This window comes from Arthrobacter sp. StoSoilA2 (assembly GCF_019977195.1).
Lineage (GTDB): Bacteria > Actinomycetota > Actinomycetes > Actinomycetales > Micrococcaceae > Arthrobacter.
Genome location: NZ_AP024643.1, coordinates 2062339 through 2075694 on the forward strand (window position 1 = coordinate 2062339; position 13356 = coordinate 2075694).

The window sequence follows — 13356 nt, forward strand, 5'->3', positions numbered from 1 at the left end:
GTCTTCGTCGTTGAACACGTGTTGTGTGTCATCCCCACAAAAGTAACCGTCGTCATATCCCCGCGGTTGTCCCAAAATCGCAGGACCATATCCGCTAGACGCACGACGCCACCGCCACTGACCATTCCCATTGATCGCCATCATGGCTGCAGGCGTCGGGCAGGGTAAACCGGTCAATGGTGGGCTTGTCTCCACGATTAGGGTGCTGGGTAAGTTGGGGCCCAAAATATCTGGGCGTGTTGTCTACCATGACCAGCGGTCTGCCATTTGGCTGCACCTGAGCAGGACAAAGCGGCCTTGGCGTCGCATTTTGTTCATACTGTATCGGGGATCGGGACGATGGCGGGGAAGTGACCGGTGGCGACAAGCACCTTGTCCAGCCAGTCGACTCGATTGGTGAAGCGCTTGGCCTTGGACGCAGGGGTCCATCGGTAGGTGTCATGCTCCCAGTCGATCCTCAGCCGGGGGCGGGAGATCATGGCGGTGAAGGTGTAAACGAGCCATGGGCCTCCGATGCTGTCTGTGATCACGAGAGCAGGTCCTTGCAGGAGGCTGTCCAGGTCTTTGGCTTGAAGTCCGGCTTCTTCTGATAATTCTGCAAAGGCTTGCTGTTCGGGCGTTGCCCCCGCTTCGACAAACCCGGTGATGCAGTGCCAGAGTCCGCTGTCGTGACCAAGACGTCGGCTTCTTCTGAACAGGGCGATTTTGCCTCGCCATTCGATGACGGCGGCAATAACTGTGTTGCCGGCGGGGATGTCGATAGCAGCGGTCGGCGTGAAGCCGGGCCCGGAAGATGCATTGATAGTGGTCATTCTCGTGTCCTTAGAAATGCTCCGCGCGTCCCCTGCCCCCTTCTCCGCCGCCCACCTATTCAGGGCCGGACACAGCTGGTCCGGACATCCGTCAGGCTACTTCCTCTTCCGGACGCAAAGTACGGTACTTTCCTTTGAAAAACAGGAGGGGTTCGTGGATGTGCCAGTCCGCAGGGCTCATCTCTTTGACCTTGCCTAAGACGATAAGGTGGTCACCGGCGTCGTGTTCTGCCCAGATGTCGCATTCGAGCCACATCAGCGTCTCTTCGATGATCGGGGTGCCGGCCTCGGTTGCCTTCCACGGCACGCCTGCCCACTTGTCGGTGCCCTTCTTAGCGAACTGGTTCGATACTGCATGCTGGCTGTGTGAGAGTACGTTTACGACAAACTTTCCGGTCTCCCGAATCCGAGGGTACGTGGTGGACGTCTTCATCACACTGAAGGAAATCAGCGGCGGTTCAGTGGAGACGCTATAGAAGGACTGGCAAGTGAACCCGACTGGCCCCGCCTCATCCATACTGCTAATGATCGTGATCCCAGAGGCGTAATGCCCCAAGGTGTCGCGAAATGCACGAGGGTCAATACTCCGTTCCTCTAATGCTGTATTCATGACTGGCTCACCAAACTTTCTGATTAGGAGTTATTAGATTCAGCTGGGGCAGGGGTTTGGGCGGTCAGGTTGCGGGGATGTCGATGAGGGGTTCGAGGTTGGCGGTGCCGCCGCATTCTTTTGCGAGGACGGGCATGATTTCTTCGGCGAAGATGTGCATCTGTTCTTTTACTTCGTCTCCGGTCAGGCCTGGGGTTTCGAAGATCGGCAGGACGAGGTAGTCCTCAAAGCCGGCCTGGTAATCGGCCATCAATCCATCGATAACCTGTTGCACGCTGCCGTGCAGCATCAGCCCGTTCTGGTCGAAGAACTCGCCGGTCATCCGCGCTCCGGCCGGGATGTGGACGCCGCTGATAAGGGACTCGGCAATGTAGTTCGGGAAGTGGTAAAGCCCAGCACGTTTCTCGGGGGTGGGATCGCCTACGTGAATGAACCGCAGGAAGGAGACGCCGCGTTTCCTGGCCGAGTCCCAGCCGAATTTGAATTCGCCACCGTTGTTCCGGTCAGGCCAGCCGGCCTGTTCGGATTCAGTGTGGTAGGCGTCGAGCACTTCTTTGACCTGGTCGCCTCCGGCGCCGAGGTGACATACGTTATAGCCTCGCCTCGCGGCCGAACGCACGGAAGCGGTGCTCAATGCCGTCTGCCAGACTTGGGGGTACGGGGTCTGCAGGGGCTGCGGGTAAACGGACAGTTCCTTCAGGTAGGCCTGGCCATCCCGCACTTCGATGACGTCTTCCAGGCTTCGTTCCAGGCCGGGCTGGGAGAAGTAGGCTTCGGTGATGCGTGAAGGCCATGTCAGCCACTTGGGCGGCACCGACAGGAAGGACCCGTGGTAGGAGAAGGACGGTTCGGTCCAGGCCTTGAGGATGATTTCCATGGCCTCATCGAAGAGCGCGTCGCTGCGGTACCGGTCCACGTCTGAGGAGCCGTATGCCTGGCTGAACGGTTCTGTTTCCCGGGTTCCGCCTCCCCTTCCGACGCCGAATTCCAGCCGTCCTCCAGAAAGTACGTCCAGGTAGCCCGCTTGCTCAGCGAGGCGCAGTGGGTGATGCCGCTGCAGGATATTGGCCATCTGTCCGATGCGGATCTTCGATGTTTTCATCGCGATCGCGGCACCGGCCTGGAGCGGATTTGGCGAGAACTCGGCGCCCTCGGGCTGAAAATGGTGCTCGGTGAGCCAGAAGTAGTGGAATCCCAATTCTTCTGCGAGGACGGCTTGTTCGATCTGCTGGACGGCTACGCGTTGGTAGGACCGGTGGATCGCGGCCATGTCCGCGCTGGGGAAAGTGACATTCCGGTCCCCGGCGCTAGTAGTCATCGGCAAATCAGTTCCGCCGTTGTGGAGGCAGGAAAACTCAATCATGACGTTCCTTTCGTCTTCGTCGTTGAACACGTGTTGTGTGTCATCCCCACAAAAGTAACCGTCGTCATATCCCCGCGGTTGTCCCAAAATCGCAGGACCATATCCGCTAGACGCACGACGCCACCGCCACTGACCATTCCCATTGATCGCCGCCGGGTCACTGGATACCGTTCCATGAACGCCAGCCAGGCGAGTCAGACGAGGGAGATGCGCATGATTGTTCTGCTGAACCGACACGAGGCAAAGATCCTGGAGGCCGATGACTTCCGCCGACTTCACGTTTCCACTGGCCTGACCGCGGAGGGCATCGGTGATGCACTCCGGAAATCAGGAATCGGGGCGTCCTACGAGGACGATCACGCCGTGTTGAAGGTGTCGGCCCTACGGGCCAAGGCGTCCTCGGCCGCAAGGGGCCCGGACTGGGATGCCGGCTGGGAGAAGATGATCGCGTACGCGCGCAGCAAGGGGTGGCTCACGAATGACGAGACTGGCCTTTTCGCCCACGTCGAATTCGCGATACCTGGGGTTGCAAACCCCCATAAGAAAGACTAGATCGCCGGCTACGGAATGCGCGATTGGGTCCGCCGCGCAACTGAAGGCAGCCCAATGACCGAAGCCACATCACGTCCGGTCCCGACGGGCCGGACGTGATGTGGCTTGGTCTATCCGGCGATGGTCACGTTCGCCGAGCAACGAAGCTCGATACTCGGCTAACAGACTGTGTCCGTTGCCGGAACCTGAGCTGCGACACCCATCGCAGATGGACCATTAGCCGCCCTGCGGGCAAGGGCTATTTCAAACCGGCCACGGGCGCGTGTCCGGGCCTTTAGATCTCGACAGTCAGGGGTTGGGGCGCCGGCCAGGTGTTCCACGAAGTCTCTGATCACTGACTGCTTGATACCTAAAAAGGTCTAATGCGTTGGCAATTCACTCGCGACACCAAGGCTTCCGACGACGTCCCGGTCCCCGCGACCGCTTGCGACAAGTGGATAGGCGTGTGCGAGGAAAGGACATCCGTGATGCTCGATCGCGCCTAGAGTAACTGGCTGAGACCCGATGATATGAGCTGCGTCTCATTTGGGCAGACTTGAGGACGGTTTTTAGATGAAAGCATGGCAACTGGTTGATGCGCATCAGCCGCTGACTCTCCAAGATGTCGACTCACCAACCGCCGGCCCTGGTGAGGTTGTGATCGATGTAAAGGCCGCCGGACTATGTCACACCGACGTCAGCTTCCTTGACGGTACCCTCACTCACCTTCTGGGCTACAAACCCATCACGCTCGGTCATGAAATCGCTGGCGTGATCAGAAGCGTCGGCGAGGGTGTTTCGAAGTTTACCCCGGGCCAGCGTGTTGCGGTCGCCGCGCACACCGATGGCCCTGGCACACGCTTTCATGGCGGGTACGCACCGCAGGTCATGGTTCAAACCGAACTCCTTGTCCCGATTCCAGATGACGTCCCCTGGGAACAAGCATCGCCGGCAACGGATGCGGGAATGACGGCGCTTCGCGCCCTCAAGAAGGCAGGAGTCACGGAGGGCACCCGCCTGGGGATCATCGGTGCGGGCGGCCTCGGCTCGCTTGCCATTCAGTTCGCGCTGGGAATGGGTGCAAAAGTATTTGTTGCCGAAATCAACGAAAAGGTTCGTGCCGCTGTCCGTGAGTATGGAGACGTTCAGGTTGCGTCATCAATTACGAAATACGCCGACAAAGACCTCGAAGTAATCGTCGACTACGCCGGATTCGGCACCACCACAGCAGAGGCTATCGACACCATAGGTGCAGGCGGAACCGTCGTTCAGGTCGGTGGGGCTCGCGAACATGCCACGATCTCCACGCAGGCCATGGTTCTGAAACAGCTTACTTATCTTGGATCCCTGGCCGGAACCCCAGCGGACGTTGAGGACGTGCTTCGCATGATCGCTGCGGGTGATGTGAAGTCGAAGGTGGAGACCATCGCGTTCGAAGACATTGGGGAAGCTATGGGCCGGTTAGCGCGGGGCGAATCGACAGCACGAGCAGTCGCTCTCCTCGACTGAAGCCGATCGGCAGGTGCCTCCCGTTGGTCGTCGGGCCAACGTCGGTCTCGTTCAGACCGGGCAGAGATCCAAAGTTTCTGCGACGAAAGCTTTAGAACGTCTTTTTACACGCTTTAGAAACTGCACGGCTGGTCCGCGCAGCCCTCTACGAAGGAGTAGACGATGCTTGCACGCACTGACGCGATGCCAGACGACACTTTGCAGGCGATAGCTACGAAGAAGGCCTTCAGGCACCTGCTACCGCTTTTGATGGCGGTCTTCTTCATAGCTTTCGTTGATCGGACGAACGTTTCGCTCGCTAAAAATTCCCTCGAGATCTCCGCCGGCATCGACGCCGCTGCGTACGGACTGGGGGCCGGGCTGTTCTTCGTCACATACGCCCTGCTTGAAATACCGAGCAACCTCGTTCTCTATCGGGTTGGCCCGAGGATATGGATCAGCCGGATTGCAATCACGTGGGGAATAATCTCCTCGGCGATGCTGATGGTCGACTCACCTGCTGTGTTCTACATCCTTCGCATGCTTCTCGGCGCTGCTGAGGCAGGAATTTACCCCGCCCTCATGTATGTCGTCGCGACGTGGTTCGCGCACTCAGACCGATCGCGAGCTGTGTCTCTTGTGGCACTATCGGCTGCGATTGGCGGCGTCGTGGCAAACCCGCTTGGCGGCGCGATCATCGCGGGAACCGCAGCGTGGCCGTGGCTGGATGGTTGGCAGTGGATGTTCCTGCTCGAGGGAATCCCAGCCGTTCTGATTGGCCTAGTGATCTTCTTTCGGCTGCCGAACAGCCCGGCCGACGCGAGATGGCTGTCGGGCGATGAAGCTGCCGTCCTCACGGAACGCGCCGTCGGCGAAGTGGAACCCCAGCCGACTGTACGCCGTACACTTGCAGCGATCGTATCCACTCCGTTCATTCTCGCGCTTGCTGCGATCTACTTTTTCAGCCAGGTTGCGAACTTCGGCATCATCTTCTTCACGCCGGCGATTGTGGCGGGCATGATCGGGCCCAACATTCAAATCATTGGTCTTATCACGGGCCTCGTTGGACTCGGAGGGGTCACGGGCCTGCTCGTTACGCCGTCCATCCTCAAGCGGTTGGGGGAGATCCCAATGGTCGCCATCTACTCGAGCGCGGTCCTGATTTTTGCACTCCTTTTCGGCATCGTTGACAAGAATATTTTCAAACTCATTTTCCTGGCTTTGATCGGTATCTTCGTTATCGGCTCAGTGCCGGTTTACTGGCCAATTATCATGAAGCGACTTACTGGACGCACAGCAGCAGCTGGCTTCGCGTTCCTGAACACAGTTGGGCTCGCCGGTGGATTCGTCGGCCCATACTTTTTCGGTCTGAGTGAAGTAGTTACCGGTAGCGCCGCATCGGGTGTGTCCGTGGTCGTCCTGGCAGCTCTAGGCATGGTGCTCTTGACGCCACTCCTGTATTTCGGTGTCCGTAAGTTCGACCGCTCCATGGCGGGTGAATATGAAGAGGCTGGGTTCGGAAAATGATCGGCGCCCACGTTCTTACCGAGTGGACCGGTAACGTGCTGCGGATGACGCTCGATTCGGCGAACCACGTCAATGCGCTCGACACGGCAATGACAAACGAGTGGACCAGATAACCGCCGCAGCGATCAAACACTGGTCTTGTTTGGTGGATCACTCTTCATCACTGAAGGTCCTCTCAACCAGGACATGGCCTGAAGTAACTGGAACAGCACGTCACATGAGCTAGGTCTCATTCAATGCAGAAGAGAGGCAGTTGTGTCTGGAGCTTTAAACGGAATCAAGGTCGTGGACTTCGGCCACTTCATTGCGGGCCCCCTGCTCGCAGAACTGCTTGCTCAGAATGGTGCCGAGGTGGTGCACGTCGACCCTCCTGGTGGGCCGCGGCTCTCGGGAAAGCCCGATGCCTTCCTTAACCGCGGAAAGAGCAGGGTCACGCTTGACCTTCACAATGACCGCGACCGGCGTAGGGCGCAGGACCTGATTGCGTGGGCCGATGTCGTGGTGGAGAATTTCCGTCCGGGCGTCATGGGCAGGCTGGGTCTTGGGCCAGACGCGATGTGTTCCTCCAACCCTCGCCTTATCTACTGTTCCCTGCCTGGATTCGCCACCGATGATCCCCGGGCCTCCATGCCGGGTTGGGAGGGAGTGGTGATGAGCGCCACGGCCGGGTATCGACGTCTGAAGGAGCACTGGGACTGGAAAGCACGTGCGCACGTTGATGTCGCTGATCCCGGCAAGCCCTTGTTCACGGCAATCCCCATCGCCTCTAACACGGCAGCGTTTCTGGGTGCTTTGGAGGTAGTGGTCGCACTGATAGATCGGGATAAAACCGGCCGCGGCGCCCGCCTTGAAGTCCCGTTGTCTGAAGCCTTGTTGGAGGTAGTCGGATTTCATCTGGAATTTCCTGGGTTTGTCGGGGCAGGAGATACTGCACCTAGGCCTTTCTTGGGTTCATTTCGGTGTGCGGACGGAGGCTACGTCGACCAGGTGCCCTACCCGCGTTTTGTGGAACGGCTGCTTCGCGCTGCAGGTGTGTGGGAGGAATGGGTCTCCGCGGGTTTGGCAGATATGGGAGAGATGTTTGCAGACCCCGCTCGGCGCGGTGATGCCGAGCTGCGATTTGCCGAGTTGATGCGGTCGCGCCCCTCTACGGAATGGGAAGCGATTGCAATCGATATTGGTACACCGTTTGCCCGGGTTCGGACCCCCGCTGAATGGCTCGTCAACGAGCACGCGCAGGAGTCTGGAGCGGTAACCTCAGTTGACGATCCAGAGTATGGTCCAATCACTATGGCCGGTGCTGCCATCCATTTCAGCAGGACTTCGGAGCGTATATCGCGGCGGTCTCTGCCAGGTGGCGACAGCGAAGTAGCTGTGAGTGGACGACTCCAGGGCAGGCGCGCTTCAGGTCAACAGAACAAGCTGCCTGCTGAAGCGCCCCTAACAGGTATCTCAGTCGTCGAGTTGTCCCAGGTGGTGGCCGGACCGATCGCCGGAAGGTTACTCGCGGACTATGGGGCCCACGTCATTAAGGTAGCGAACCCGGACCCCTCCGGGAACAACGGGTTCCACGGTTCCTTCACTAACCGTGGCAAACACACAGCGTTCTTGAATGTTCAAAGCGGCCAGGACCTGAACATCTTGCAGGAGGCAATTAAAGGGGCGGACGTTCTTCTGCAAAACTACGCCTTTGGCGCGGTGGAACGGTACGGCCTCGGCTTTGAAACCTTGAGCGAGCAGCGACCGGATCTCGTCTACGTCTCGTTGAGCGCGTACTCCCGACAGGGTCCCTGGAAGAACCGGCGCGGCCATGAAAACCAAGCCGTGGCGGCCACCGGACTATCGGTTCGCTACGGTGGGACCGATGACTGGCCCATCTACCAGCCATACCTGATCTCCGACGTCGGGACGGGCATCCTGGGTGCCTTGGCGGCGGCCCTGGGTTTGTTTGAGCTGGGGCAGTCCGGGCTGGGACAGCACATCAGCACGTCCCTTGTGCAGACCGCGACAATTCACCAGGGTGTCTATCTGTTCGACGGAACGGAGGCGGGTCGGATGAGCGAGCCTACGGGCACTGATGCTGTTGGCTGGTCTGCACTGCAACGTTTGTATCAGGCAGCCGACGGTTGGCTGTTCCTTGGTGCAGACTCTGCCCAGGTAGAAGACCTGATAAGGGCTGTTGGCATCCCTGACTGTCCCAGCACCAAGACAGCTGGGGATGCTGACGGACCATTCGCCCAAGCCCTGGCAGTGGCGCTCCGACAGCGCACATGTGCCACTTGGGCAAGCGTTTTGGCAGCAGAAGACATAGGCGTCCAAGAAGTCCGGGAAATTACGCAGGTCGCGCACGATCCGATCTGGCAGAGGAGAAACGTCATCCGCCTTGGGAAGAACGGAGAGCGAAGAGACAACGCGCCGATTCTGGGGCATCGCCCGCGACCCTGGCCGATCCCGGCCGATGCCTGCTCGGATCCCGGGCCGCTTGGGGCCCAAACTTCAGACATTCGAGCCCAATTCCAGCCCATTCATCTCATCACCACCTAGGAGCACTAATGACTATTGAACGTGACACATTGAAAGAGTTCTACCAGTCCAGCGGCGCAGCGTTGACAGCGGCCCCGGACATTGACCTGGTTTTTAACAGGGCCCTTCTGGACCAGATCCACCGTGTTTCGGCCGAGCCGAAAAACGTGACGTATGAAGAGGTGGACGCCGGAGGCAGGCCAGGTATCTGGTGCATTCCTGCCGGTGCGGACCAGAGGCATGTGATTCTGTACTTCCACGGTGGAGGGTTCGTCGTTCAGAGTGTGAACAGTCATCGAAAGCTGGCCGGACATCTGGCCGCAGCAGCGGGATGCCGGGTCCTCCTGCTGGACTATCGTCAAGCTCCCGAGCACCAATATCCTTCGCAGATCGACGACGTCGAGGGTGCTTACGGCTGGCTTCGCAGCCAAGGTGTCGACCCTGATGGCATCGCGTTCGCTGGCGACTCAGCCGGTGTCTGCCTGGCAGTCTCCTCCGTCGTACGCCTCCGGGACAAGGGGCTGCCGCTGCCGGCGGCCATCATTGGTTTCTCGCCGTGGTTTGACCTTGAATGCAACGGCAAGTCGTTGGAAACCAATGCGGCAAAGGACGTCCTCGTCAGGGGACCGTTGGTCCAGCAGATGGTGATGGCATACCTCAGTGCGGACACTTCCAGAACGGACCCGCTGGTAAATCCGCTTCATGCTGATCTTGCCGGATTCCCTCCGGTCTTCCTTACCGCGAGCCTCGACGAGGCGCTCCTCGACAATGCGGAGCGGTTTGCATACCGGGCCCGGGAAGCAGGCGTGGAAGTAGAGCTGCACACTGTTCCTGGCCAGCAGCATGTCTTTCAGTTCATGGCTGGACGCTCTTCGGCAGCGGACCTGTCGATCGCAGAAGCAGGATCTTGGGTTGCGGAACGACTGGGCCTGATGGCGGCCGTGGGCGGGTGAACGTTTTGAACCCCTGCACTTATTACCAGCAGGGCTGCACCAACCGTGGACCTGTCGCCAAGCAGTTGCCTGTCGCAGCAGCAAGCCGTCCGGTCCTTCTACAAGGAACAGAAGAAGGCTCAGTGGACAAGGGGAGTTATTGCATCCCGAGAGCCGGCCTACCGACAACCCAAGCCAAGGAAGAGAAGTACGACAATGATCAATGGTCCAGGCCAACTCCTCCCATATGTGGCAGGCCGGTTCGGCGACAAGGCCGCTCTGGTCACAGCGGCACGCACCATGACCTTCAACGACCTCCACGAGGCAAGTAACCAGGTCGCGGCCGGCATTGCAGCGCGTGGAATCCAACCAGGGCGCGTAGTTTCGCTGTACTCCCAAAACCGTTGGGAATGGCTTGTGGCGTATCACGGTGCGCTCAAAGCAGGCGCCGTGGTCAATCCCATCAACGTCATGCTGACAGCCCGAGAGGTGGAGTTCGTTCTCGAGGACTGCGAGTCCGCGATGATCTTCGTCGGCGAGGATGACGCAGCCAAAGTAATCGCGGCGTCGCAGAACCTCCCCCACGAGTGCCTAATCGTCTCCTTTGGAGGGAGTATCGAGGGGGCAGAGTCGTTCTCGGAGCTTTTATCAGGAGATTATGCAGTTCCGGTCTTCACCCCCGAGCCAGAGATGCCCTGCACGATCGGATACACCTCAGGCACCACGGGGCATCCGAAAGGTGCTATACAGAGTAACCGCGCGGTTGCAACCAATTTCGGACTCACGGCCACGATGCACGGACGTGAAGACCGTGACGTTGTCGTGACGGCGTTACCGGCGCCCCATGTGTATGGGAACGTCGCGATAAATTCGACGTGGCTCGTGGGAGGCACGGTGGTGCTGATGGAGCGATTCCGACCAGCGGACGCCTTGGAACTAATCGGCGAGCACAAGGCGACGATGTTCGAGGGAGTGCCGGCGATGTACGCTACGATGCTTGCCGATCCGGCTATTGAAAAAAGTGATCTGACTTCCTTAACTCGTTGTACTGTCGGTGGTCAAACTATGCCAATCGTGACGATTGAACGGTGGGAAAACCGCTCCGGGGCACCATTGATTGAGCTGTGGGGCATGACCGAACTGGCAGGTCTGGGAACCACGCACGCCCTTCATACGCAAGGGCCCCGAGGATCAATTGGTGTCCCATTGCCTGGTATGGAGGCCACTGTCAGGGACCTCGCCGACCCTGCCCGGGAAGCAGCCCGGGGCGAGGCTGGAGAACTTCTGATCCGTGGTTCCATTGTGATGCTGGGATATCACGGAAAACCTGAGGCTACTGCCGAGGTACTGGACGAAGCGGGCTGGTTACGCACTGGCGACGTTGCCCGTATGGACGAGCAGGGGAACCTGTTCATTGTGGACCGCCTTAAGGACATGATCATCACTGGCGGCTACAACGTCTATCCAGCCGAAATTGAACGAGTACTGAGCGCACATCCGGAAGTTGCTCTGGTGGGCGTGGGCCCCGTACCCGACACGGTGAAAGGGGAGCTGGCCTGCGCGTATGTTGTGCGAACAAACGGCGGGACGGTCGGTGAGAAAGACCTCATCGAATTTTGTGCCGCCCATCTGGCACCCTATAAGCGCCCCCGAATGATTCGGTTCGTCGAAGACCTCCCTAAGACCTCCAGCGGCAAGATCATGCGGCGCAAACTAATCGCCGTCCCCCAGAGCGTTGAGGAGATTGGTTCCCCATCCTTTGCGCAGGTATCAGAACTGCGGTGATACGCAGCCTGACGGATTTGGATCTCCCACGGGCAAGCGTGGGCGCTCCGTCAGTACGGTCTGATCCGTTGACCACGAACCCCCAATCTGCAGGCGGCGCTACCGCTTCGCAGCCAGCGGTTCATTTCGTTCGGGCTCGATGCCTGAGAATTGGAGAAGACAACAGGTGCATGCATTGAGCAGTGGCGTGGAATCGCCGCAAGGAAATTTCACAGTCGCCACTAACGGGCAGATGTTGCTAGCCGAGGATCTAAAGGGGCGTTTGGCGGAGGCAGCGTTGGGCGGTTCGGAGAGCTCCCGGCAGCGGCATGCCAGCCGGGGGAAGCTGTTGCCGCGAGAACGTGTTGACCGGCTCCTGGATGAAGGAAGCCCATTCTTGGAGATAGCGCCTCTTGCCGGCAATGGAATGTATGACGGTGATGCTCCCGGTGCCGGTTTGGTCTCGGGCATCGGCCTGGTCCATGGGCGGCACGTGATGGTGGTCTGTAATGACGCCACGGTCAAGGGCGGAACCTACTACCCGATGACGGTAAAAAAGCACCTTCGTGCCCAAGAGATTGCACTGGAGAATGGGCTGCCATGCATCTATCTTGTGGACTCGGGCGGGGCCTACCTTCCCAGGCAGGATGAGGTTTTCCCTGATAGGGATCACTTTGGCCGCATTTTCTTCAATCAGGCCAAAATGTCCGCGAGTAAAATCCCGCAGATAGCCGCGGTGATGGGTTCCTGCACCGCCGGCGGAGCCTACATGCCGGCGATGAGCGACGAAACAGTGATTGTGCGTAACCAGGGCACTATCTTCCTGGGCGGGCCACCGCTCGTGAAGGCGGCTATCGGCGAAGTGGTGACGGCAGAGGAACTTGGCGGGGGCGAGGTCCACACCAAAATCTCCGGGGTCGCTGACCACTTAGCCGAAAACGATGAACACGCCTTGGAAATTGTTCGGGATATTGTCGCGACCCTGCCAGCGTCGGCGTCCCCCGCCTGGCAGGTGTCAGAAGCTGTCCTTCCGCCGTTGACCGAACCGGAGGACCTGTACGGGGTGGTCCCTGTGGACGTCAATGCCTCCTATGATGTTCGGGAGGTTATCGCCGGCTTAGTCGACGGCAGTGAATTCCACGAGTTTAAGGCCAATTACGGCGCGACGCTGGTCACGGGCTTCGCCCACATTCACGGGCACCCTGTGGGCGTCGTCGCGAACAACGGCGTGCTCTTTAGCGAATCGGCGCTCAAAGGGGCGCACTTCATCGAACTGTGCGATCAGCGCGGTATTCCCCTTCTATTCCTGCAGAACCTGTCCGGATTCATGGTTGGAAAAGACTACGAACACGGTGGCATAGCAAAGAACGGTGCCAAGATGGTCACCGCGGTCGCCACTGCCCGTGTCCCCAAACTGACCGTGGTCATCGGTGGCTCCTTCGGTGCGGGAAACTACTCCATGTGCGGGCGCGCCTATTCCCCGCGGTTCCTCTGGATGTGGCCGGCAGCCAGGATCTCGGTCATGGGAGGCAACCAGGCCTCAAGCGTCCTGGCCACCCTCAAACGCGAGCAATTCGAGGCCGCGGGCGACGTGTGGACCATTGAGGAGGAGGAAGCCTTCAAGGCCCCCATCAAGCAGCAATTCGAAGACCAGGGAAGCCCCTACTACTCAACCGCCCGACTCTGGGACGACGGAATAATCGACCCGGCCGACACTCGGCGTGTCCTCGGGATGGCCCTCGATATTGTTTCCCGCCAGCCATTGCCGGAAACCTCCTTCGGCCTCTTTCGGATGTGAGAACGACG

10 protein-coding genes are annotated in these 13356 nt (G+C 59.3%); 7 read left to right on the forward strand and 3 right to left on the reverse strand.

The window, feature by feature from the left end:
- Window positions 1-314: 314 nt before the first annotated feature.
- The 3 genes from LDN82_RS09475 to LDN82_RS09485 all read right to left on the reverse strand — a co-directional run bounded on the left by LDN82_RS09475 (window position 315) and on the right by LDN82_RS09485 (window position 2785).
- Window positions 315-812, reverse strand: coding sequence for an NUDIX domain-containing protein (locus LDN82_RS09475; protein ID WP_224167148.1), 498 nt, complete (start codon window positions 810-812; stop codon window positions 315-317).
- A gap of 91 nt (window positions 813-903) precedes the next feature.
- Window positions 904-1422: a flavin reductase family protein gene (locus LDN82_RS09480; protein ID WP_224167149.1), complete on the reverse strand. Its 519-nt coding sequence runs from the start codon at window positions 1420-1422 to the stop codon at window positions 904-906.
- A 64-nt stretch (window positions 1423-1486) separates the two neighbouring features.
- Window positions 1487-2785, reverse strand: coding sequence for an LLM class flavin-dependent oxidoreductase (locus tag LDN82_RS09485; protein ID WP_224167147.1), 1299 nt, complete (start codon window positions 2783-2785; stop codon window positions 1487-1489).
- Window positions 2786-2998: 213 nt separating this feature from the next.
- Between LDN82_RS09485 and LDN82_RS09490 the strand changes: the two genes are divergently transcribed.
- The 7 genes from LDN82_RS09490 to LDN82_RS09520 all read left to right on the forward strand — a co-directional run bounded on the left by LDN82_RS09490 (window position 2999) and on the right by LDN82_RS09520 (window position 13348).
- On the forward strand, window positions 2999-3337 hold the full coding sequence (locus LDN82_RS09490; RefSeq protein ID WP_224167150.1) for a hypothetical protein: 339 nt from the start codon (window positions 2999-3001) through the stop codon (window positions 3335-3337).
- Between the two features lie 552 nt (window positions 3338-3889).
- The gene (locus LDN82_RS09495; protein WP_224167151.1) at window positions 3890-4825 is read left to right on the forward strand and encodes a zinc-binding dehydrogenase; all 936 of its coding nucleotides are present in this window, start codon (window positions 3890-3892) and stop codon (window positions 4823-4825) included.
- Window positions 4826-4987: 162 nt separating this feature from the next.
- A complete protein-coding gene (locus LDN82_RS09500; protein WP_224167152.1) occupies window positions 4988-6331 on the forward strand; it encodes an MFS transporter in 1344 nt (447 codons plus the stop codon).
- A gap of 255 nt (window positions 6332-6586) precedes the next feature.
- Complete coding sequence (locus LDN82_RS09505) at window positions 6587-8875, forward strand: CoA transferase (protein ID WP_224167153.1); 2289 nt, start codon at window positions 6587-6589, stop codon at window positions 8873-8875.
- A gap of 8 nt (window positions 8876-8883) precedes the next feature.
- A complete protein-coding gene (locus LDN82_RS09510) occupies window positions 8884-9807 on the forward strand; it encodes an alpha/beta hydrolase (RefSeq protein WP_224167154.1) in 924 nt (307 codons plus the stop codon).
- A 195-nt stretch (window positions 9808-10002) separates the two neighbouring features.
- Complete coding sequence (locus LDN82_RS09515) at window positions 10003-11571, forward strand: AMP-binding protein (protein ID WP_224167155.1); 1569 nt, start codon at window positions 10003-10005, stop codon at window positions 11569-11571.
- A 232-nt stretch (window positions 11572-11803) separates the two neighbouring features.
- On the forward strand, window positions 11804-13348 hold the full coding sequence (locus tag LDN82_RS09520) for a carboxyl transferase domain-containing protein (protein WP_224167506.1): 1545 nt from the start codon (window positions 11804-11806) through the stop codon (window positions 13346-13348).
- Window positions 13349-13356 lie beyond the last annotated feature (8 nt).